The sequence below is a fragment of the Acetobacter sp. DsW_059 genome (assembly GCF_002153695.1).
Taxonomy (GTDB): Bacteria; Pseudomonadota; Alphaproteobacteria; order Acetobacterales; family Acetobacteraceae; genus Acetobacter; species Acetobacter thailandicus.
The window spans coordinates 20,778-41,218 of sequence record NZ_JOPI01000044.1; the positions used below are offsets into that span (position 1 = coordinate 20,778).

Annotated in this window: 22 protein-coding genes; 13 read left to right on the plus strand and 9 right to left on the minus strand. The window is 51.7% G+C overall.

Annotated elements, in window-relative coordinates:
* Positions 1 to 13: 13 nt before the first annotated feature.
* From proC to HK25_RS09815, 3 genes are all read right to left on the minus strand, one after another.
* A complete protein-coding gene (gene proC / locus HK25_RS09805) occupies positions 14 to 832 on the minus strand; it encodes a pyrroline-5-carboxylate reductase (protein ID WP_086553796.1) in 819 nt (272 codons plus the stop codon).
* Between the two features lies 1 nt (position 833).
* On the minus strand, positions 834 to 1,334 hold the full coding sequence (locus tag HK25_RS09810) for a YbjN domain-containing protein (RefSeq protein WP_086553797.1): 501 nt from the start codon (positions 1,332 to 1,334) through the stop codon (positions 834 to 836).
* A gap of 74 nt (positions 1,335 to 1,408) precedes the next feature.
* Positions 1,409 to 1,669, minus strand: coding sequence for an accessory factor UbiK family protein (locus tag HK25_RS09815; RefSeq protein ID WP_086553798.1), 261 nt, complete (start codon positions 1,667 to 1,669; stop codon positions 1,409 to 1,411).
* Between the two features lie 263 nt (positions 1,670 to 1,932).
* Here HK25_RS09815 and HK25_RS13260 point away from each other — a divergent pair, with 263 nt between their 5' ends.
* Together HK25_RS13260 and HK25_RS09820 are read left to right on the plus strand one after the other, a co-directional pair.
* Positions 1,933 to 2,109: a hypothetical protein gene (locus HK25_RS13260; protein WP_173559204.1), complete on the plus strand. Its 177-nt coding sequence runs from the start codon at positions 1,933 to 1,935 to the stop codon at positions 2,107 to 2,109.
* Positions 2,106 to 3,014: a DnaJ C-terminal domain-containing protein gene (locus tag HK25_RS09820; protein ID WP_086636080.1), complete on the plus strand. Its 909-nt coding sequence runs from the start codon at positions 2,106 to 2,108 to the stop codon at positions 3,012 to 3,014. The genes HK25_RS13260 and HK25_RS09820 overlap by 4 nt, the downstream gene beginning before the upstream one ends.
* A gap of 3 nt (positions 3,015 to 3,017) precedes the next feature.
* Here HK25_RS09820 and HK25_RS09825 read toward each other — a convergent pair whose 3' ends face one another.
* Complete coding sequence (locus tag HK25_RS09825) at positions 3,018 to 3,434, minus strand: hypothetical protein (protein ID WP_086553800.1); 417 nt, start codon at positions 3,432 to 3,434, stop codon at positions 3,018 to 3,020.
* A gap of 172 nt (positions 3,435 to 3,606) precedes the next feature.
* On the opposite strand from HK25_RS09825, the gene HK25_RS09830 reads away from it, so the two are divergent.
* On the plus strand, positions 3,607 to 3,855 hold the full coding sequence (locus tag HK25_RS09830) for a hypothetical protein (RefSeq protein ID WP_086636081.1): 249 nt from the start codon (positions 3,607 to 3,609) through the stop codon (positions 3,853 to 3,855).
* 2 nt (positions 3,856 to 3,857) lie between these two features.
* Here the strand turns inward: HK25_RS09830 and HK25_RS09835 are convergent, their stop codons facing one another.
* The 5 genes from HK25_RS09835 to HK25_RS09855 form a co-directional block, all read right to left on the minus strand.
* Positions 3,858 to 4,604 (minus strand): 2OG-Fe dioxygenase family protein, encoded by a 747-nt coding sequence (locus HK25_RS09835; RefSeq protein ID WP_086636082.1) that lies wholly within the window; start codon positions 4,602 to 4,604, stop codon positions 3,858 to 3,860.
* 2 nt (positions 4,605 to 4,606) lie between these two features.
* Positions 4,607 to 7,009 carry a mechanosensitive ion channel family protein gene (locus tag HK25_RS09840; RefSeq protein ID WP_369824743.1) on the minus strand — a complete coding sequence of 801 codons (2,403 nt, stop codon included), beginning with the start codon at positions 7,007 to 7,009 and terminating at the stop codon, positions 4,607 to 4,609.
* A gap of 197 nt (positions 7,010 to 7,206) precedes the next feature.
* Positions 7,207 to 7,845 carry an RDD family protein gene (locus HK25_RS09845; protein ID WP_086553803.1) on the minus strand — a complete coding sequence of 213 codons (639 nt, stop codon included), beginning with the start codon at positions 7,843 to 7,845 and terminating at the stop codon, positions 7,207 to 7,209.
* A gap of 47 nt (positions 7,846 to 7,892) precedes the next feature.
* Positions 7,893 to 9,137: a bifunctional glutamate N-acetyltransferase/amino-acid acetyltransferase ArgJ gene (gene argJ, locus HK25_RS09850; RefSeq protein ID WP_086636084.1), complete on the minus strand. Its 1,245-nt coding sequence runs from the start codon at positions 9,135 to 9,137 to the stop codon at positions 7,893 to 7,895.
* Positions 9,138 to 9,216: 79 nt separating this feature from the next.
* A complete protein-coding gene (locus HK25_RS09855) occupies positions 9,217 to 10,164 on the minus strand; it encodes a peptidylprolyl isomerase (protein ID WP_086553805.1) in 948 nt (315 codons plus the stop codon).
* Positions 10,165 to 10,408: 244 nt separating this feature from the next.
* Here HK25_RS09855 and secA point away from each other — a divergent pair, with 244 nt between their 5' ends.
* The 10 genes from secA (at position 10,409) to tolB (ending at position 20,204) form a co-directional block, all read left to right on the plus strand.
* A complete protein-coding gene (gene secA / locus HK25_RS09860; protein WP_086636085.1) occupies positions 10,409 to 13,114 on the plus strand; it encodes a preprotein translocase subunit SecA in 2,706 nt (901 codons plus the stop codon).
* Between the two features lie 38 nt (positions 13,115 to 13,152).
* Positions 13,153 to 13,902 carry a YebC/PmpR family DNA-binding transcriptional regulator gene (locus tag HK25_RS09865; protein ID WP_086553807.1) on the plus strand — a complete coding sequence of 250 codons (750 nt, stop codon included), beginning with the start codon at positions 13,153 to 13,155 and terminating at the stop codon, positions 13,900 to 13,902.
* Between the two features lie 2 nt (positions 13,903 to 13,904).
* Entirely contained in the window at positions 13,905 to 14,411 is a 507-nt protein-coding gene (ruvC, locus tag HK25_RS09870) for a crossover junction endodeoxyribonuclease RuvC (protein WP_086553808.1), read from the plus strand.
* Positions 14,408 to 15,022: a Holliday junction branch migration protein RuvA gene (gene ruvA, locus HK25_RS09875; protein WP_086553809.1), complete on the plus strand. Its 615-nt coding sequence runs from the start codon at positions 14,408 to 14,410 to the stop codon at positions 15,020 to 15,022. The genes ruvC and ruvA overlap by 4 nt, the downstream gene beginning before the upstream one ends.
* Positions 15,019 to 16,098, plus strand: a complete 1,080-nt coding sequence (gene ruvB, locus HK25_RS09880; RefSeq protein WP_086553810.1) for a Holliday junction branch migration DNA helicase RuvB — start codon at positions 15,019 to 15,021, stop codon at positions 16,096 to 16,098. Before ruvA ends, ruvB begins: the two co-directional genes overlap by 4 nt.
* Entirely contained in the window at positions 16,095 to 16,508 is a 414-nt protein-coding gene (ybgC, locus tag HK25_RS09885) for a tol-pal system-associated acyl-CoA thioesterase (protein ID WP_086553811.1), read from the plus strand. Before ruvB ends, ybgC begins: the two co-directional genes overlap by 4 nt.
* A 125-nt stretch (positions 16,509 to 16,633) precedes the next feature.
* Positions 16,634 to 17,353 carry a protein TolQ gene (gene tolQ / locus HK25_RS09890; protein ID WP_086553812.1) on the plus strand — a complete coding sequence of 240 codons (720 nt, stop codon included), beginning with the start codon at positions 16,634 to 16,636 and terminating at the stop codon, positions 17,351 to 17,353.
* A gap of 2 nt (positions 17,354 to 17,355) precedes the next feature.
* Positions 17,356 to 17,790, plus strand: a complete 435-nt coding sequence (gene tolR, locus HK25_RS09895; protein ID WP_086553813.1) for a protein TolR — start codon at positions 17,356 to 17,358, stop codon at positions 17,788 to 17,790.
* Between the two features lie 28 nt (positions 17,791 to 17,818).
* Positions 17,819 to 18,811 carry an energy transducer TonB gene (locus tag HK25_RS09900; protein ID WP_086636086.1) on the plus strand — a complete coding sequence of 331 codons (993 nt, stop codon included), beginning with the start codon at positions 17,819 to 17,821 and terminating at the stop codon, positions 18,809 to 18,811.
* A 25-nt stretch (positions 18,812 to 18,836) separates the two neighbouring features.
* Complete coding sequence (gene tolB / locus HK25_RS09905; protein WP_086553815.1) at positions 18,837 to 20,204, plus strand: Tol-Pal system beta propeller repeat protein TolB; 1,368 nt, start codon at positions 18,837 to 18,839, stop codon at positions 20,202 to 20,204.
* Positions 20,205 to 20,441: the final 237 nt, after the last annotated feature.

Genomic DNA, 20,441 nt, shown 5'->3' on the forward strand with positions numbered 1-20,441 from the left:
AAAGAAAAAATCTTCAGGATGCCAGCTCTTCTGAGCGCGATACAGCAGCCTGAATGGCTTTGGTCACAGTGTCAGGCCAGGCATCCGGTGCCATGAATACGTTAAGAGCAGCTGCCGTAGTGCCGCCTGGGCTTGTGACACGGGTGCGGAGTTCAGCCGCATCAAGTGTGGAGTGGCTTAGCAGGCATCCGGCTCCGTAAATGGTCTGGCGTGCCAGCTCCCGGGCTGTATGTGGCGGCAGCCCCTGGTCAGTACCCGCTTTTTCCAGCAGTTCGGCTAAAAGGAAAACATAAGCCGGGCCACTGCCGGAAACAGCCGTGACAATATCCATCTGGCTTTCCTGCTCAACCCATATTGTTTTACCAACCGCCCCGGCAAGTTTTTCGCAGTCATGTTTCTGCTGCTCAGTCACGTGAGGGCCGGCATAAAGTCCGGTCATGCCAACACCCAGTGCACAGGGTGTATTGGGCATAGCGCGAATAATGGCCGGAGGGTGCCCTGTATGGGCAAAGCTGTGCTGACTCAGGCTTTCGAGAGTGCGGCCAGCCATGAGAGAGAGGACCGGTACACCGGCAAAGCGCCGGGTCAGCTGATGTAGCAAGCTGTCAGACGTCTGCGGTTTGACAGCCATGACAATCACATCGGGTATAAAGTCAGCAGGAAGCTCTTCTGTCTGACGTATGTGCCTGTGTGGGTGAGGCAGCGTCTGATCGTGGCGATCGAGAATAACAGAGGGTCTTAAGCCCTGACTCAACCAGCCTTCCAGCATGGCGGTGCCCATTTTGCCGCACCCTGCCAGCAAAACAGAAGGAAGTAAGCGTGTGTCGTGCATTTCAGGCTTCTCCGGCACAGTTTAGCATCGCAGCCTTGACAGCTTCAGCAGGGTTCTGTCCACCCCACAAGAAAAACTGAAAAGCAGGGTAAAGACGTTCACATTCCGTCAGAGCGATGTCGATCAGGTCTTCAAAAATGTCTATATTCAGCTCAATGCCGCGGAGGAGCAGTGCATGACGAAACAGTAAAATGCCGTCTTCCTGATCCAGACTGAAATGCCCGATCCAGATATGCTCATTTGCCAGCGCAATGAGTTCATACATGCTCTTGCGCTTTGGTACAGAGACTTTCAGATCAAAAGCGCACGTAAAATGGATCGCGCTCAGCTCAGTCGACCATGAGAAAAAAAGTCCATAGGTGCACCATTTTCCCGGCGCTTCAGCTGCCAGCTCTGTGTCTGTGCAGCGGTCAAAATTCCAGTCCAGCCCTGCAGCAATCTGTTCAATCAGATCAAGTGGGTTAAGCGTGCCTGTGGCAGGTGCTGTGTTCAGTGCTGGCATGACTCACTCCTGGTCACTGGGCATACTAAAAGAACAAAATCAGGGTGCTTCAGGTATGACCGTTGCGTTATTGCTTAGCTGCGCTTCAGGTTTTCAATGTGTGTTTCAAGGTCAGCAATACGACGTTCAGCAGCATCAAGACTGATGCGGGTTTGTGTTGCCATCTCACGCACAATGTCAAACTCTTCACGTCTGACAACATGCAGGCTGGCCAGTATTTCACTAACGCGGTTACGTATGATGGCATTCAGCTCTTCACGTGCGCCGGTAAAGGCTGAAAAAGCGCCGCCGGCTATACCGGTCAGGTCATCAAAAAAGCGCGGTCTGTCAGTCATCTCCGGTTCTCCACTTAAAAAACAGCACAGGCAGCAGAAGGGATCTGGCACGGGCTTGTTTAGTATCTTCTCCGAAGCCTTATAGTCTCTATAGAGGCCGGATGCTATCGGTTCTTTGAATCTTGCAGGTGTACGGGAGATAAAAAGGTAAGTTATCAGTGTTCAGGTTACAGAGATCCTGCTTTCTCCATTGACCGTAGGCGTTACCATTCCCATTATTACTCTTAGTATTATTTTAAATAAAGAGAGAGGATTAGCCGTATATGACTGCGCTATCGGCTGAGGCGTTTTTGAAACCCAGGATTGATGCTCTTGTCAGGGAGGCAGAACTGGCAGGGTACAACCGGGATGTTGCGATTGCCCTGCTGATTAGTCTTCTGGACACAGGTAGTTTTATACAGGATCCGACATCAGTAACAACGCAGGGAAAAGGTCAATGAGTGCGCGTGATCCTTATGAGGTTCTGGGACTTGCAAGAGGAGCCTCCCAGGATGACATTCGCAAAGCTTACCGGCAGAAGGCAAAAAAATATCATCCTGATTTGAACCCGGATGATAAAGTCGCTGAAGAGCAGTTTAAAGCTGTGAATCAGGCTAATGACCTTTTGTCTGACCCTGAAAAGCGCGCTCGTTTTGACCGTGGTGAGCTTGATGCTGACGGGCAGGAAAGAGCTCCTCATGGCTATGGTGGTGGCTTTCAGGGTGGCCGCGGTGGTTTTGGTTATTCAGGAGCAGGTCAGGAGGGGCATTTTTCAGGGGATGACCTGCATGATATTTTTGGCATGTTCTCTGGTGGCCCGCGTGCTCGCCGCAGAGGCCCTCAAAAGGGTGCTGACCGGTCTTATACTCTCAACGTCAGCTTTCTTGAGTCTGTTAACGGGGCCACTTCACGCATCACGTTGCCTGACGGATCCGTGCTCGATGTAAAAATTCCACCTGGGATTGAAAGTGGTCAGCATCTGCGCTTGCGTGGCAAAGGTGAAGATGGAGTACAGGGCGGACCTAAAGGTGATGCTCTGATTACTGTAATTGTGAACCCTGATGCTACCTATGCCCGTAAAGGGAGTGATGTGTATCAGATTTTGCCAGTTGATCTTAAAACAGCCGTGCTGGGGGGGAGCATCATGGTTCCCACGCCAACAGGGTCTGTTAAGATGAATGTGCCTGCCGGTTCTGACACCGGTACCAGACTGCGTTTGCGCGGGCGTGGTGTTCAGGAGCATGGGGCGCGTCCGGCAGGCAATCTTTACGTTACTCTGAATGTGACAATCGGTAAGTCCGATGCTGCCCTGGAGGAGTTTTTAAAGACATGGACTCCGGCTTCAGCTTCGGAGCAGAGTGTTTAATCTTTACTCATCGCGGTAGAGGAACATATTCAGATGTTGTTTCTCACCGCTGCCATCAATACGCAGCATGGCGCTGTTGTCTGATATCAGGGAAAATGTCACGCTCAGGCCGTTTTGTCTGGCAGACCACGCCGAGCCTGACTGACGGGTAAGATGAAACTGGTCTTGTCCGGTTATTTTTGTGAGTGTGTCAGGTAAAATAACTGTCAGGCTGGTTTTGGGGTTTGTCGGGTCTGTCGCCTTCACTGTGACTGAAGGCAGTGACATAGCTGACCAGTGGCCCTCAAAAAAGTGTGTGGCGTAATGATGAGTCATGCTCTGGCTGGCAGGTGTTTCTGCTATGGCAGACGGAGTTGTATATTTGGTGAGAGGTAATACTGCGGCAAGACTTGCGCAGAGCAGGCAGGGTAAGGGTTTCATAAAAATTCTCCGGTACAATATTCTTCTGGGTATGATGAGAGGAATATCGCACAATGCGTCAGGGTTGTGTGTGTGTCGCCTGATCTGAAAATAACAGGGAACTTTGATTCTATTGGTTTTATTTTAATAAAGGGAGGGTGCTGTTATTACAAAAATACAATCTGATACGATTGTGTCTGAACAGTCATCTGATACAAATGTTCACGAAAAGCAGGTAGCGTGCGAGGTTGCCGGGCAGACAAAGGCTGCAATGCGCCCTCTGCCCTCTCCGGCTTCCACAGATTCTGTCACAGTATCTTCAAACCATGGAGATGAGCAAACTCCTCAGCTTAAAGATATTACGCAGGCAGGCGTTGCTGTTCTCTTTGTCATGGGACTGATTTTTGTGAGCCTGCACGCTATTCATTATGCAGGGTATTAATTTTATTCGTGCCGTAATGTGACGACCAGTACGTCTCTGTAAGCCGGGCGGGTCGTATCAAGCGGGGTTATGGCGGTCACACCATGATAAACTCTGCTGTCATTGACGAAAGCTGCGTCCATGGCATTCGTGAGGGTGAAGCTGCCTGCCGGGTTTCGGTTCAGATCATAGATGGTCGTGGTACCGCTGGTGATATTTTCACGGTGCACCATAAGCACACACACCCAGTCTACCCCATCCTGATGCAGCCCTTCAGGTGTTGGCTGTCCTGCGAAGGAGGCATTCGCTTCTATCCGGAACTGATGTACTTCAGCATGCCAGGTTTTCGGGTGCAGGTTTTCGGGTGTCAGATTAGTTGCAATACGACGAAGCACTGCCAGAACAGCCAGTAACGCCGGGTGCGACCCGGCTGCCTGTGTGATGGGTTTAAACAGACGCTCAATACCACCATTAAGCGTATTATAGTCTCTGCTCTGGTAATGTGGCTGGTGTGCTTTGCGTATAATCGCATTCTCTGACACAGAGTAGGTTGCATAGCGCCGGCGTCTGTAGCGACCGTTGTCGGCCATATAGCGATCAACGCCAAGGTTGTTCCAGCTTGTGGCAAAGCTTTCCCAGTTCTTCAGGCCATATTCTTCCAGCAAAGGGCGCATGGTGACGGCCTGCTCGTAAGCAAAGCCGTCTTTTTGTAATGCGCCTTCAAGCGAGTCCAGGCAGTTTTTTTCTGAAAATTCAGAAGGCGCCGACATGCTTAGTTTTTTCCTTCAGGTTTCTGGTGGCCGGTTTCATCTGGCGTGTGCACTGGTGTGTCGGTGTTAGTGGCTGGAAGAGTGCCCGCCCGGGGGTTAAAGGCATCAGGGAAAGCATCAACAGCCAGGTGCATCGCTGTGTCAGGCGGCGTGGTGTAGTAAGAGGTGGGCGTATAGAACTGCACGTCCTCGTCAGCCATGAGTTTTGCCAGACGCCGGTAAAATTCACGCTGCACTTTCCATTTCATCATGGGAGCTGTGCGGATCGTACCAAGTAAAACAGCACCATTGCTGTCAGAGCAGTCAACGCCAAGGTCATTATAGTCAGAGAAGATAATGCTTTTGAAAGCATCTTCTGTACGCATTTCTTTAATGACACCAGCCATAATTGCGGCAACCCGTGTTGAATCTTCGGCCAGTGTCAGTGTCTGGCGGACAATGATCTGGTTAAAGCCCTTACCGGTATTTGCAATGGATGTCACAGATGAGAACGGAATAATATGCAGGTCACCATCAAATGATCTCACACGCAATGTGCGGATTGAGAGATGTTCAACCGTACCTGATACACCACTGGCAGTTACCCAGTCGCCAACCTGAATGGCGTTTTCGGCGAGCATGAAAAAGCCGGTGATAACGTCTTTCCACAGACTTTGAGAACCAAATGACAGACCAACGCCCAGAATACCGGCACCGGTAAGCAGCGGTGTAACATTAATACCGATCTGAGAGAGTGTCGTAACAGCCACGATAATCACGATAATGACCAGCAGGACAGTTCGAATAATAGGCAGGACTGTGCGCAGGCGGGTCGCGCGGGAAGACTGCTGCTGTGCGGTGTAACGGTCGATCTGCTTGTTGAGCAGACCATTAATGAGCTCCCATGCCAGAGAAGCGACAGTGAGGCCAATAGTCAGCATCAGGATAGCGCTGAGCAGGCGTGAACCTACGGTGCTCTGGGTAAAGAAGTAAACGCCTGGGATGCCCCAGCTTTGAGCAAGAAAGACGCAGGTCGCAAAGACAATAAAGAAGGTCAGAATACGCCGTACAAACGGATAATAGTAATCAGCACGTTTCTGGAGGCCCGGATGAGAGGCTTCCATTTCGGCAGAAATGTGGAAGAGGCGGTCCTGACCACCGTAAATTAATACGGCAGCAAGCCTTGAAAGTGCGAGGCACAGAAGTGTCATCAGCAGACCATGGAGAATCCACTGATATCCGCCCTTCAGGTGAGCTGCCCAGATGAACCACAGGGCGATATCGAGGAAGAGGACCGGAATCCACCAGAAATTTGCCAGCGTACCAATAAAAGACCAGAAGGCTCGTTTCTTTTTTTCTGCTGATGGCTGGAGAGTGGCTGCAACAATATTACGCACGCGCCAGATAAACGCGGCAATAATCAGATGCATAACCAGAATAACGCCACGCAGCATCGCCTGCTCGCCACGTGCAGGCAGATCGAACTCACTTCCCAGTGTGGAAAGGCAGATAATCAGAGCCGGTACAGCAACCAGAGCCATCCACCAGCGGGTTAGCATGTGAGCTGTCGTGCTGCTGACAGGGATAAGGCGGATGGCAGGCGAACGCGGAGCGAGAGCAGTTTCAAGAAGCAGATATAATACACGGGCAAGGATGTATGCCGTGACCAGAGTAAACGTTACCGTACGCCCCTGAGAGGAAACCGTCAGAAAAATACCGCCCAGGTAGCCGGTCAGCAGAGCAGCAAGAACGGGCACCATTTTAAGCAGCAGGTGCATAAGGGTGTAAGGTGTGCGGGAGAGGTAGCTAAGGACCTGGTCGCGGTGTTTCTGATCCTTCGCCCGGGTGTCTGCACCGTCTGTCCCGGTTGCTTCAGCGGCATATTCAGCGGCAGCTTTTTCCCGTTTTTGATTCTGTTGCTTTTCAGCCATCTTAGTGAAAGAAATAAGACGTTTTCTTAAGAAGATGCTGATAAAATGCTCAAGAACAATTGCTGCAATAGCGATAAAACCAGCGCGGCTAAAAGCATCAATTAAGGTTTTTCTGGTATCAGAGTGACTGATCTCAGAGTGAAACCACGAGCCAACAAAGCCAAGGTCTTCGAACAGTCCGACAAAATTATATGTGTACTGTTTTAATGTTTGAGAGACAGAGCTTAGTTCTGAGTTAATATTGTGGCTGTTTATGACCGGGGTTATTACGCCACCGGCAGAAGCAGGGGCCGCAGCTGGCGGCAACCCTTTGGCCATTAAAGACAGGGTGTGTGTAAAATCTTCACGTTTGCGGGGGTCATTAAGGACAGACAAAAGCTGTTCAGCATCCTGACGGCTTAACGTCGCGGCTGGTGGTGCGTCAGCTGCACAGGCAGCAGTTGCACCCATAATATGTGGTATAAAACCAGCCAGAAGGAGAGCTGCTACAATCATTGTGAGAGCAGCCCGTCGCAGTGACGATAACAATCTGGAATGGATGGAAACGTATGTCTGGCTTACTGCCGCCATGGCGTACCTGTCCTTTTTTCATCTTAAACAGAAAAATGACGCTGTCACGTTATGCAGAAGATGTGAAGCGTACAGAGATAAAGTGCGTTAGGGTAAAAGCAGGGCAGACTCTGACATCTGCTCTATGAGTGCTGAGTGAAAATAACGTCCTGCTCGCGTCTGCGGCGTATCACCAGCGTATCTGCTATTATGTCATGAAGCCCTTGTTTACGTGGTGTCAGCCCGACCATGATAACGCCGATAAAAAACAGCGGGAAAGAAAGAAATGTTTTCACAAAAAAGCGAAGGGCCGCCCGTAAAACAGAAACCTGTTTTCCTGCAGTTGTTACAACTTCAATGCGACATAATTTCATACCAGGCGTGCCACGGTAAGGAGACGCTTCGAAGAGTATACAGTAGCAGGCGATGAGAAGAAACATGACAAGAGAAAACTGATGCAGGCCTGCGGTCTGAAGGTGGGGCACCAGAATGGTGGCACCATCCGACATAAAGCTGGCAACATTTGTAACGCCTGGCTCGTCACTTTCAGTGCCAGGCAGAGAGAGCTCGTGCCATTGTATTATGGCACTTGGTTTCAGAGCCAGTCCGACAAAAAAACCAATAATATTTAAAAAAACGTAATCAAGTGTAAATGCGAAGACACGCCACCAGAAACCGGCATAGACCCAGATAGTATGCTCTTGCGTGTTTTGCGTCATTATCGGGGCTGCCTGCCCCGTTGAGGCCGGAGAATTCCAGCCAGGAGGAAGATCGGAAGTCATGTCATCGTTCCTTGCAGGCGGTGTATTGCACTGACGTGATGTCTGCCTTAGCTGCGGTATGACCCGTTAATGTCGATATAGCCATGCGTCAGATCACAGCTCCATATCCGTGCAGAGCCATTGCCAAGGCCCAGAGAGACCTCGATCTCTATTTCCTGACCTTTCATGTGGTTCACAACGGGGGTTTCATCATAACCGGCAACAACGGTGCCATTGTGGGCAATGCACACACCACCGATGGAAACAGAGAGGGTATCACGGTCAGCTGGTTCACCGCATTTGCCCACGGCCATAACAATACGACCCCAGTTGGCATCTTCGCCGGCAATGGCTGTTTTGACCAGAGGGGAGTTGCCAATGGCCATAGCGACGCGCCAGGCAGAGTCGTCAGATACTGCGCCTGAGACCTGAATGGTGATCAGCTTGGTTACGCCTTCACCATCACGAATAACCAGCAGAGCCAGCTCTTTGAGTACGGAGTGTAAAGCGGCTTTGAACGCGCCCAGTATGGGGGCATCAGTTGTCGTATTTTCGTCTATGGCTGCATTTTCTGCTGTGCCGGTGGCAAAGAGCAGCACCATATCGGAGGTCGAGGTGTCAGAATCGACAGTGATACAGTTGAATGTGGTTTTAATTTCTTCTGACAGAAGGCGTTGCAGCACAGGGGCCGGAATAGCCGCATCTGTGGTGATAAAACCCAGCATTGTTGCCATATCGGGAGCAATCATGCCGCTCCCTTTAGCGATCCCCTGAAGGGTGACAGTCGCACCGTTAAGTGTTGCTGTGCGGATTGCCGCTTTAGGAAAGGTATCGGTTGTCATAATGCCGCGGGCAGCGGCTTCCCAGCCGGTTTCACTCAGAGAGGCATGAAGTGCCGGCAGAGCAGCAGTAATGCGCTCATGCGGCAGAATTTCGCCAATGACTCCGGTTGAAGCCAGATAAACATTGCGCGGTGAGCAGCCGGCGAGCTGTGCTGCGGCATCAGCTGTGACGGTACAGGTCTCGCGCCCCGCTTTCCCGGTAAAGACATTGGCATTGCCGGCATTAACGACAAGCACTCTTGCCTCACCATCAGGCAGGATATCGCGGCACCAGTCTACAGGGGCCCCAGGGCACTTTGATTTTGTAAAGACACCGGCAACGGTTGTACCGGCGATGAATTCTGCAAGGACAAGGTCTGTGCGGTTCTGATAACGAATTCCGGCTGCTGCTGCGCCAAGGCGCACTCCTCGAATGCTGCCAAGCTCAGGAAGAGGCCGTGCAAGAGGGGAGACCGGAAGCGCTGGCGCCATGATGCGATGTCCTTACGAGATACAGAAAATATCAGCGTCAGCCATACCGCGGTATGGCTGACGTAAAAATGCGCTTATTTTATTGTTTAGCTGGTGCAGCTGCTGCTGGCGCAGGTGCATCAGGAAGAGGTTTGCCTGTGGCAGGGTCAAATCGTACAATTTTAACCTGTTTGGTTGCAGCTTCTACAGCTTCACGCACGTATTCCTGCACCAGAGCCTGGCGAATTTTATTTTTTACGCTATCGAGCGTCGGGATAGGATCAGTGCGGGTGTCAAGCACCTGAATGACATGATATCCGTACTCGCTCTTAACTGGTACAGAGCTGATTTCCCCTTTTTTCATAGCAAATGCAGCATTGGAGAATGGGGCAATCATATCGCCTTTTTTAAACCAGCCGAGGTCTCCACCGTTCTGCTTGGCGCTGCCGGTGTCTTTAGAGAGCTGGGCTGCCAGCTGTGCGAAGTCAGCGCCGCCTTTCAGCTTTTTGATAATATCATTAGCTTCGGCTTCAGTTTTAACCAGAATATGACGGGCGTGCACTTCCTGCTCAGGTGGCTTGCCGGCATAGTTTTTCTGGTAATAGGCTTCTATATTAGCTTCTGTCAGGCGGGGTGTAACCTGCTGAGAGAGCCATGCGTTCTGCAGGGCGTTAGCCGCAGCTGTCTGCATTGCTTTTTCTACGTCAGGCTGCTTTTCCAGACCTTCTTTTTTGGCAACGATCTGGATGGCTTTCTGATCAGCCAGCTGATTCAGCAGCATGGGGAAAACCATGTTCTGTGGCAGCTGCTGTACCTGAGGTGGCAGATTTTTCAATGCGCTCTGCATATCAGCAAGAGTAATTTTCTGACCATTTACTGTTGCTACGACAGCTGCAGGGTTCAGCGGCTGGGCCGGAGCTGCACCAGCCTGAGGGGCGGCTGCAGGTGCAGGAGAGGTTGCCGGTGCAGCATAGCTACGGACTGACAGAGTGGTCGAAGCCAGCAGAGCTGTTGCAGCAAGAGCAAAAGCCTGAGTGTGAAACCGCATATCAATACCTTAGGATGTGGAGTAGTTTGTAACTATATCTATGGAGCACCCTGGTCAGACCTGCAAGTCCTCTGCCTGGTGTGTCTGACATTAAGAAAGTCGGTGCTTGGTTGACCACAGGCTGCCCTGACCCTATTTTATAGAGCGATTTATATTGTAACAGTGTGTTTTGTTCATTTTTTTCTGGTCTGGTTCTGGATAGAAGAAAATCCTGGCTGCGGCCGTGATTTGTGGAAAGGTTTTTATGCTAGCAAGCTTCGTACGCGCCCTGTTCGGCACATCTAATGACCGGACGCTTAAGGTGTTCCAGCGTCGCGTGCCGGAAATTAATGCCTTTGAACCGCAGATCCAGGCTCTGAGTGATGCCGGTCTTGCTGCTAAAACGACAGAATTTCGCGAGCGTCTGGCTCAGGGTGCAACCCTTGATAAGCTTCTGCCTGAAGCTTTTGCTGTTGCACGTGAGGCCTCCCGCCGTGTGCTGGGTATGCGTCATTTTGATGTGCAGCTTATTGGCGGCATGGTGCTGCATTCTGGTCGTATTGCTGAGATGCGTACGGGTGAAGGCAAAACACTTGTTGCAACGCTGGCTGTGTACCTCAGCGCGCTTGAGGGTAAAGGCGTGCATGTTGTAACTGTCAATGATTATCTGGCCTCGCGTGATGCGGCCGAGATGAGCCAGCTTTACAGCTTCCTTGGGCTGACGACCGGCGTTATCGTTCCTAATATGCCGGATGACGCACGTCGTGCAGCTTATGCGGCCGACATTACATACGGTACGAACAACGAGTTCGGTTTTGATTATCTGCGCGATAATATGAAATATCGCCAGGAAGAAATGGTTCAGCGTCCGTTTAACCACGTCATTATTGACGAGGTTGACTCCATTCTGATTGACGAAGCCCGTACTCCGCTGATTATTTCCGGCCCTGCTGAAGACAGCTCTGATTTGTACCGCTCAGTTGATGCGGTTGTGGCTGAGCTGGTTAAAGACCCCGAGACGTATGATAAGGATGAAAAATTCCGCAACGTCATTCTGACCGATAAAGGGTCGGAAAAAGTTGAAGAACTGCTCCGTCAGGCTGGTGTGCAGGATGAAGGCAGCCTGTATGATATGCACCACGTCGCTGTTGTGCATCATGTGCAGCAGTCTTTGCGGGCGCATACGCTGTTTACGCGTGACGTTGATTACATCGTGCAGCAGGGTAAAGTTGTTATTATTGACGAGTTTACCGGCCGTATGATGGAAGGGCGCCGTTATTCTGATGGCCTGCATCAGGCGCTCGAGGCTAAAGAGCACGTTGAGGTGCAGCAGGAAAATCAGACACTGGCCTCAATTACGTTTCAGAACTTCTTCCGTCTTTATCCCAGGCTGTCTGGTATGACCGGAACAGCAATGACAGAAGCTGATGAATTTGCAGAAATTTATAAGCTTGATGTTGTCGAAATTCCGACTAATCGTCCGATTGCCAGAAAGGACGAGGACGACGAAATTTATCTGACGGAAGCTGAGAAATTCGCAGCAGTTACTAAACTTGTGCGCGAAGTGCACAAACGCGGGCAGCCTATTCTGGTTGGCACAACGTCGATTGAAAAAAGTGAGGAGCTTTCAGCGCTCCTGCGTCGCGAGAAGATCCCTCACAACGTGCTTAATGCCCGCTTTCATGAGATGGAAGCAAAAATTGTGGCACAGGCCGGCGCGCCAGGTGCCATTACTATTGCAACAAATATGGCTGGCCGTGGCACTGATATTAAGCTGGGTGGTAACACCGATATGCTTATTGCTCAGCGTCTTGTCGGGGTGACAGACGAAGCTCAGCGTGAAGCTATTGAGAGCGATGTGCGTGCTCAGGTTGCGCGCGATCATGAGATTGTCAGTAAAGCCGGAGGGCTTTACGTGATTGGCACCGAGCGTCACGAAAGCCGCCGTATTGATAACCAGCTGCGTGGTCGTGCCGGTCGTCAGGGTGACCCGGGTAATTCACGCTTCTTTATTTCGCTTCAGGATGACCTGATGCGTATCTTTGGCTCTGATCGCATGGGCTCCATGTTCCAGAAAATGGGCATGAAAGAGGGGGAGGCTATTGTTCACCCCTGGTTGAGTAAGGCCCTTGAAAGAGCTCAGAAAAAAGTTGAGGGCCGCAATTTTGATATGCGGAAAAATACCCTCAAATATGATGATGTGATGAATGACCAGCGTAAGGAAGTTTACGCGCATCGTCGTGAATATATGGCAATGGAAGACGTCTCTTCTATTATGCAGGAGGCTCTTGAGGAGGTCACCGATCATCTCGTTGCCCGTCATATCCCTGAGAAATCTTTTGCCGAACAGTGGGATGTTGATGGTCTGACTGCCGCTTTGAAAAAAGATATGGCCCTCGATCTGCCTGTTGCTGAGTGGGCAAAAGAGGATGGTATGGATGGTGAGCAGGTTGCTGAGCGCATTATCCAGGCCGCTATGCAGGCGCAGGCTGCCCGTGCAGCCAATATGGGCCCGCAGCTTATGCGTATGGTCGAAAAACAGGTGCTTATGACGACTTATGATGCGGTCTGGAAAGAGCATTTGCATGCTCTCGACCAGCTGCGTCAGGGTATAGGCCTGCGTGCTTACGGTCAGAAAGATCCTCTTAACGAATATAAGCATGAAGCATTTCAGCTGTTCACCCTGATGCTTAGTGAAATGCATCAGCGTATTGTCTCGCTGATGTCGCATGTTCAGGTTGCACCGCCTGAGCTGGATGCGCAGTCTGTTCTTATGGGTGATGCTGCACCTGTAGCTGGTATTGAACACCATGCTGAGGCTGCACCCGAGTCTGGTGCACTTTCTTTTGAAGAAGCGCCTGCTGCGGCCGTTTCGACTGACCCTGCAGCATGGGGTGAAACATCGCGTAATGCCCTTTGCCCTTGTGGGTCAGGGGCTAAATATAAGCACTGTCACGGGCGGATTGCCTGAATCAGACAGAACTATTGAAAGAATATAGGTAAAAGAAGATGGCGGGTCATTCCCAGTTTAAGAACATTATGCACCGCAAAGGTGCGCAGGACGCCAGAAGGGCTAAGCAGTTTGCTAAGGTTATTCGTGAGCTGACTGTGGCTGCCCGTTCGGGTATTCCTGACCCTGCGTCTAACCCGCGTCTGCGTGCGGCTATTTCTGCCGCCCGTAGTGTGAATATGCCTAAAGATAACGTCGATCGTGCCATTAAAAAGGCAACTGGTGCCGGTGGCGGCGATGATTACGTTGAAGTGCGTTACGAAGGGTATGGCCCGTCAGGTGTTGCTGTTATTGTCGAAGGGCTGACCGATAACCGCAATCGTACAGCGTCTGAGGTCAGAGCCGCATTCTCAAAATACGGCGGATCTCTGGGCGAAGTAAACTCAGTGTCATTTATGTTTCGCAGGCTTGGTGTGATCATGTATCCGTCATCTGCGGCATCTGAAGATGATATGCTTGAAGCCGCGATCGAAGCTGGCGCAGAAAACGTCGTTTCTTCCGAAGCAGGTCACGAAATAACCTGCGAGGTCGAGTCGCTTTTTGCTGTGCGTGATTCGCTTGAGCCAAAATTTGGTGAGCCAGAGAGCGCAAAGCTTGACTGGCGCCCTGAAAACTCAGTGATGCTTGACGAAGAAAAAGCTACTTCTGTGTTCAAGCTGCTTGATGTTCTGGAAGACAATGATGACGTGCAGAGCGTGTACGCCAACTTTGAACTGCCGGATGACCTTGCCGAAAAACTGTCTGCCTGAGGGTGGTACGTCTGCTCGGTATTGACCCCGGCCTGCGCTTTATGGGCTGGGGTGTAATCGACGTTGAGGGTAATCGCATCAGGCATGTTGAAAACGGTGTTATCGCGACGAACAGTGCCGACAGCGTGCCTGAGCGCCTTAAAGTGCTTCATGACAATTTGCTTCTTTTGATCAACCGGCTGAACCCGGCTGAGGCGGCGGTTGAAGAAACTTATGTAAACCGCAATGGCAGTTCTACGCTTAAGCTTGGCTATGCCCGTGGTGTTGCGCTGCTGGTGCCTGCTCTGGCGGGTCTGCATGTGGCAGAGTATGGTGCGCTGTCGGTTAAAAAATCTGTCGTGGGCACCGGTTCTGCGAGTAAAGATCAGGTAGAAATGATGATCGGGCGTTTGTTGCCAGGGGTTAAAATGGTGCGCGCTGATGCGGCTGATGCTCTGGCCGTTGCGATTTGCCATGCACACCACCGGGCCAGTGCGAATCATATTGCAGCGGGAGTGCGCATGGCATGATTGCTTTTCTGTCTGGCCTGATTATTCAGCAGGATACGGCTTCCTGCGTCATTGATGTGAATGGTGTGGGTTATCTGGTTGCGGCTTCGGCCCGCACCCTGGCAGTTCTGCCTGATCCGCCCGTCAAAGTGCAGCTGCTGATTGAGACTGTCGTTCGTGAAGACGCTATTCTGCTGTATGGTTTCAGAGAGAATGCCGAGCGCGAATGGTTTCGTCTGCTTACAAGCGTGCAGGGAGTCGGGGCTAAAGTGGCTCTTGCTATTTTGTCGATTCTCTCTCCTGGTGAACTGGTAACTGCACTGAGCACGGCAGATAAAGCCAGTCTGACCCGGGCTGCTGGTGTGGGTGGCAGGCTTGCAGAGCGCATTCTTACTGAGCTGCGTGATAAAGCAGGCAAAATGCCGGGCGGCGGTGATGCAGTCGCTGTGCCAGGACAGGCACCTGCTGAAGGTGCTGGTACAATCGAATCTGATGCATTGCTGGCTTTGACCGGCCTTGGTTTCCGCCGCTCAGAATCCGTGCCAGTAGTCAGACGGCTACTTGCCGGACGCGGTGCAGAGGCGACACTTGATGGTATATTACGTGATGCTCTGAAGGAGCTTGCATCGTGAAGCAGGATGAAGGCTTTTCAGAGCGCGAAGTGCATGCCGGCCGCCAGGAAGAAGATGCCGGAGAAGCAGCGTTTCGTCCACAAAGTCTTTCCGACTTTACCGGGCAGAAAACCAGCCGTGAGAACTTATCGGTTTTTATCCAGGCTGCCCGTCAGCGTGGTGAGGCTCTAGACCATGTTTTGCTGCATGGCCCGCCAGGCCTTGGTAAAACAACGCTTGCGCAGATTGTCTCGCGTGAGCTTGGGGTGGGCTTTCGTGCAACATCCGGGCCGGTTATTCAGCGTGCGGGCGATCTCGCCGCAATTCTGACTAACCTTCAGGCGCGTGATGTTTTGTTTATTGACGAAATTCATCGTCTTCAGCCTGCCATTGAAGAAATTCTCTACCCTGCGATGGAGGATTTTCAGCTCGATCTGATTATTGGAGAGGGGCCGGCAGCCCGCTCAGTACGAATCGATTTGCCGCCTTTCACTCTGGTTGCAGCAACAACGCGTGCTGGTTTGCTGGCAACACCGCTGCGGGACCGCTTTGGTATTCCTCTGCGGCTGGTTTTTTATACGACAGAGGAGTTGTGCCAGATTGTTGCCCGCGGAGCTGGTAAGCTGGGTGTGGCATTAAGCTCTGAGGCTGTTGAGGAAATTGCCCGTCGTGCCCGTGGTACGCCACGTATTGCAGGGCGTTTGCTGCGCCGTGTGCGTGATTTTGCGGCTGTTGCCTCCTCCGATGGTAAGCCTGTGAGTCGCGAGGTCGCTGATATGGCCCTGCGCCGCCTTGAGGTTGATGCACTGGGTCTGGATGCAATGGACAGACGTTACCTGCGCCGCATTGCTGATTATCATCATGGCGGGCCGGTAGGTGTTGAAACACTTGCCGCAGCTCTTGCTGAAGCGCGTGATACTCTCGAGGATGTGATTGAGCCTTATCTTATTCAGGAAGGGCTGGTTATGAGGACCAGCCGTGGCCGTATGCTGGGTGAGCGAGGCTGGCTGCATCTGGGCCTGACACCGCCGGCACGTCCGGAGGGGAGTTTCTCAGATCAGATGGATTTGCTTTCAGATAGCGGGAGTAAGGCATGACAGGTCATACAATAGATTTTCGTGTCTATTATGAAGATACCGATGCCGGGGGTATTGTGTATCATGCCCGCTACCTCGCCTTTGCCGAGCGCGCACGCACAGAGGCCATTCGCAGCCTGGGAATACCGGTTATAGCGCTTTCTGAGCAGTTCGGCCTTGCGTTTGTTGTGCGTGACCTTACCATCAGCTACCGTATGCCACTCAGGCTTGATGATGTTTTTACTGTTTCAACACGCCTGCTTGAACTTAATGCGGCGAGCTGCACACTTGAGCAGATTATTAGCAAGTCCGGTAAGCTGGTCGCCAGTCTGAATGTTGTTCTGGTGTGTATTCATGAAGAAAAAGGACATCCTGCCAGATTTCCGCCTTTATGGAATGCTTTGCTGAGTAAATTATCAGCAGATATGTAAAGCCCCTCTTCATCTTGTGTTATGAAGGCAGTAGAAGCGAGGGGTTAGGTTTGCGACCGGAACAACTGCGAGTCGCAGACTAAAAAACAGCGCGTATAACTGAGTACTAGAGGCAGGAGGCATTTTTGGATCGTGCAGTTGATGCGGCGAATCTCGGTACAGCCGCAGCCGGAGATTTGTCCGTTTGGGGGCTGTTTATTAATGCCTCTCCGGTTGTTAAGCTGGTTATGCTTGGGCTGCTGCTGTGCAGCATCATTGTCTGGGCAATTATTTTCGATAAAATTGTGACCCTGCGGCGCATTAATAAGGCTGCTTCTGCATTTGAAGATCGTTTCTGGTCTGGCGGCAGTCTTGATGATTTATACGAAAGTGATGGTGCAAAGCCTGCCCACCCTCTGGCTGCTGTTTTCGGTGCAGCTATGGGCGAGTGGCGCCGCTCTGCCCGCATCCCCGGGGTAGATCTTGTTCGTGGTGGTGTGAAAGAGCGGGTTGACCGCGCTATTATGATTACCGTTACCCGTGAGATGGACCGTCTGCGCCGCTGGGTTATTTTTCTTGCTACAGTCGGTCCGGTAGCTCCGTTTGTCGGGCTGTTTGGCACAGTATGGGGTATTATGCACTCTTTCAGTGCGATCGCTGCGCTGCATAATACAAACCTGAGTGTTGTCGCCCCTGGTATTTCCGAAGCTTTGTTTGCTACGGCTATTGGCCTGCTTACTGCTGTGCCGGCTTATGTAGCGTACAACGTTGTCAGCAACAGTCTTGACCTGTTTCAGGATCGTCTTGAAGGATTTGGCACAGAGTTTGCAGCCATTCTTTCTCGTCAGTCTGAAGAAAGGGGCTGAGCATGGGTATGTCATCAGGCGGTGGCGGCGGGCGGCGCAGACGTCGTCCGATGGCCGAGATTAACGTGACACCGCTGGTGGATGTCATGCTGGTGCTGCTGATCGTGTTTATGGTCACGTCACCCATGATGACCAGCGGTGTGAATGTAGATTTGCCAAAGACTGATGCAAAGCCGGTTAACTCTGATACGAAGCCTATTACAGTTTCTATCAGGGCTGATGGCTCGCTGTATCTGGGAGAGACCGCAGTGTCACCTGATCAGCTGGTTGCGCAGCTTAAGGCTGCATCGAACAATGATGCAGAACATCGAATTTTCGTGCGTGGCGATACGCATATTGACTACGGGCGTGTCATGCAGGTTATGGGTCAGATTACAGAAGGTGGTTTTACTCACGTGGCTTTGCTGGCGCAGCAACCCGCCAGCAGTGGCCACTAGCTCTTTCTGACGAAGAGGGAGCTGCATAATGTCGGCGCCGTATCGTTCTGATCAGCGTTTGCTCAGGCGGTCACTTTATGTGTCAGGGGGAGTGCATGTTGCGGTCCTTCTGGCTCTGATCATCTCTGTTCCTCCTGTTCCTCCTCCTGAAGAGCCACCGACTGTGGTGGAAATGCAGTTTGAGGGAGCCGAGTCAGGTGGAGCGTCTGCTAAGGCAGATAAGCCTGATACCTCACCGGCTCCGGCACCCGCTCCTGAGGAAAAACAGGCTCCTCCTTCTCCGGAGCCCCCTAAACCTGTGCCCGAAGAGGAATCACCTCCACCTCCTCCTCCGCCACAGCCTGTTCCGCCGCCTTCTGTGCCACAGCCTGAGAAGCTGCCTGATACGCCCCTGCCGCCTAAAGCGCAGGAGCCATCGCCTGAGGCTGTCAAAACGCCGCCTTCTCCGCCAGCACCGCCAAAACCGATGCAGAAAGTTGTGCCACCGTCTCCCATCACGCAGCCTGCTGAGGAGCTGCCGGATGCGGTGATACCGTCGCATATTACGCAACCAAACAAGGCGAAGAAAACACAGCAGGATTCTCACTCGCTGCTTGAAACGCTTGAGGCCTTTCGTGCTGAGCAGCCGCAAACGCACCCGCCAAAAGCACGGGCAAATCCGACGCAGGGAGGATCACCGCACGGGGGAGGCACACCTGACGGTGATATTACCCGCAGCATGAGCTCTGGTGAGCAAAAAGCCATAGGCTCTGCTGTGCGGCGTTGTTATACTGAAGACACCGCGGCCAGAAATTATGCGACTTTTGTGGCGCATCTGGTGGTGACAGTTGATGCGGACGGTGAGGCACGTATTGTTACATTTGCGCCTGAAACACAGGCGCGGATGAATGCTGACGCGTCATATCGTGCGCTGGCTGAAAGGGCGCGCTCTGCTGTGCTAAGCCCGACCTGTTCAAAACTGCCTATTCCTAAAAAACTACTGGGACAGACACGGCAGCTGAAATTTGTTTTCAGACCCTGACCAGATTCAACAGAGGATAAGAGTAATGCTGACGAATACCAGGCCGCTTATTTCAGATCAGGAAGCCGATGCTCTGAAAGGATTTATGTTTGAGCGGCGTGCGGTTCTTGGTGCTGGTCTGGCCGCAGGGGGTTTGCTGATAACACCGCTTGCAGCCCAGGCAGCATCATCGGCAGAGCCCGCAGCAGAGATTACCGTTGATCAGGCGCGTACAGCTCCGATTCCTATTCTTATTGCTAATCTCGGGGGAGGGATCGGGTCACAGATTACAGGCGTCCTGACGAATGACCTGAGCGGCACAGGTCTGTTTAAAGTGATACCTGGTGGCGATATGTCTGGTACGCCTGACTTTGCTGCGGCAAAGGCTACAGGTGCGCGGGCTATGGTGACAGGCAGTGTTTCTGGCAGCGGTTCTGTACGTGTTGAGATGCGTCTGTGGGATGTACTGACCGGCAAACAGCTTCAGGGAACAGCCTATACAACATCCCCTGATAACTGGCGCCGCATTGCTCACATTATCGGTGACGTAATTTATAAGCGGATGCTTGGTGAGGAAGGGTATTTTGATACCCGTATTGCATTTATTGCGCGTTCTGGCTCGCGGGCGCATCAGAGAACCCGCCTGGCAATTATGGATCAGGATGGTGCAAATGCCCGCATGCTTACCGCAGGTAACTGGCTGACGCTGACACCACGCTTTAACCCGGTTAAAGACCAGATTGCTTTCATGTCTTATGCTAATAACCGCCCGCGTGTGTATCTGTTTGACCTCAACTCAGGTCGTCAGCAGATACTGGGCGATTTTGCCGGTATTTCTTTCGCACCGCGCTTTGCACCTGATGGACGGTCCGTTATTCTGTCAGTAACGCGTAATGGCGGGTCTGATATTTTTATTGTTGACCTTGCTTCCGGCGCACGTCGTCAGATCACGTCATCAGGGGCTATTGATACCAGCCCCTGCTTTAGCCCTGATGGTTCACAGGTTGTGTTTAACTCTGACCGCGGTGGCAGCCCCCAGCTTTATATTATGAGCTCATCGGGGGGGAATGTTCACCGAATTTCTTACGGTCATGGCACATACGGTTCACCAGTCTGGTCCCCGCGCGGTGACCTCATTGCATTTACCCGTATTGCAAACGGATCTTTCTCTCTGGGGGTGATGAACCCTGATGGCACTGGTGAGCGGATTATGACAGAAGGCTTTACGGTGGAAGGCCCGACCTTCTGCCCTAATGGTCGTGTGATTGCTTATTGCCGTCAGACTCGTGCCAGCTCAGGTGGTTCAGGCTTTAACTCTCTTCTGGGAAGTGTGGATATCACCGGCTTTAATGATCGTGTTTTGCCAACACCAGGGCAGGCTTCTGATCCGGCCTGGTCTCCGCTTAACGGATAATATTGATTTATATCGTTTTTCTCTGGCTGTGTGCATTAATGCAGTCAGAGAGACGTGTTGCGTGACAGCGGCGGCTCAGCCAGTAAAGAGAAGGTGCTGAGTTAGCCTGAGGAGCTGCCGGAAAGAGGATATAAATATTTTAATATTCAAAACTTTGTCATTTTTTATGTATTGAAATATTTTGAAATCCATTAGTAAATATAATTTTTTTATATAATAAATAAGGCTATTTATCTT

What these genes read in the sequence shown, in the direction of transcription:
- HK25_RS09825 (WP_086553800.1), bottom strand. Translation starts at nt 3,434, where the DNA reads ATGAAACCCTTACCCTGCCTGCTCTGCGCAAGTCTTGCCGCAGTATTA.
- ybgC (WP_086553811.1), top strand. Translation starts at nt 16,095, where the DNA reads ATGACAGGTCATACAATAGATTTTCGTGTCTATTATGAAGATACCGAT.
- HK25_RS09820 (WP_086636080.1), top strand. Translation starts at nt 2,106, where the DNA reads ATGAGTGCGCGTGATCCTTATGAGGTTCTGGGACTTGCAAGAGGAGCC.
- HK25_RS09900 (WP_086636086.1), top strand. Translation starts at nt 17,819, where the DNA reads ATGTCGGCGCCGTATCGTTCTGATCAGCGTTTGCTCAGGCGGTCACTT.
- HK25_RS13260 (WP_173559204.1), top strand. Translation starts at nt 1,933, where the DNA reads ATGACTGCGCTATCGGCTGAGGCGTTTTTGAAACCCAGGATTGATGCT.
- HK25_RS09810 (WP_086553797.1), bottom strand. Translation starts at nt 1,334, where the DNA reads ATGCCAGCACTGAACACAGCACCTGCCACAGGCACGCTTAACCCACTT.
- HK25_RS09865 (WP_086553807.1), top strand. Translation starts at nt 13,153, where the DNA reads ATGGCGGGTCATTCCCAGTTTAAGAACATTATGCACCGCAAAGGTGCG.
- tolB (WP_086553815.1), top strand. Translation starts at nt 18,837, where the DNA reads ATGCTGACGAATACCAGGCCGCTTATTTCAGATCAGGAAGCCGATGCT.
- proC (WP_086553796.1), bottom strand. Translation starts at nt 832, where the DNA reads ATGCACGACACACGCTTACTTCCTTCTGTTTTGCTGGCAGGGTGCGGC.
- tolR (WP_086553813.1), top strand. Translation starts at nt 17,356, where the DNA reads ATGGGTATGTCATCAGGCGGTGGCGGCGGGCGGCGCAGACGTCGTCCG.
- HK25_RS09840 (WP_369824743.1), bottom strand. Translation starts at nt 7,009, where the DNA reads ATGATTGTAGCAGCTCTCCTTCTGGCTGGTTTTATACCACATATTATG.
- HK25_RS09855 (WP_086553805.1), bottom strand. Translation starts at nt 10,164, where the DNA reads ATGCGGTTTCACACTCAGGCTTTTGCTCTTGCTGCAACAGCTCTGCTG.
- HK25_RS09815 (WP_086553798.1), bottom strand. Translation starts at nt 1,669, where the DNA reads ATGACTGACAGACCGCGCTTTTTTGATGACCTGACCGGTATAGCCGGC.
- argJ (WP_086636084.1), bottom strand. Translation starts at nt 9,137, where the DNA reads ATGGCGCCAGCGCTTCCGGTCTCCCCTCTTGCACGGCCTCTTCCTGAG.
- secA (WP_086636085.1), top strand. Translation starts at nt 10,409, where the DNA reads ATGCTAGCAAGCTTCGTACGCGCCCTGTTCGGCACATCTAATGACCGG.
- ruvA (WP_086553809.1), top strand. Translation starts at nt 14,408, where the DNA reads ATGATTGCTTTTCTGTCTGGCCTGATTATTCAGCAGGATACGGCTTCC.
- HK25_RS09835 (WP_086636082.1), bottom strand. Translation starts at nt 4,604, where the DNA reads ATGTCGGCGCCTTCTGAATTTTCAGAAAAAAACTGCCTGGACTCGCTT.
- HK25_RS09845 (WP_086553803.1), bottom strand. Translation starts at nt 7,845, where the DNA reads ATGACTTCCGATCTTCCTCCTGGCTGGAATTCTCCGGCCTCAACGGGG.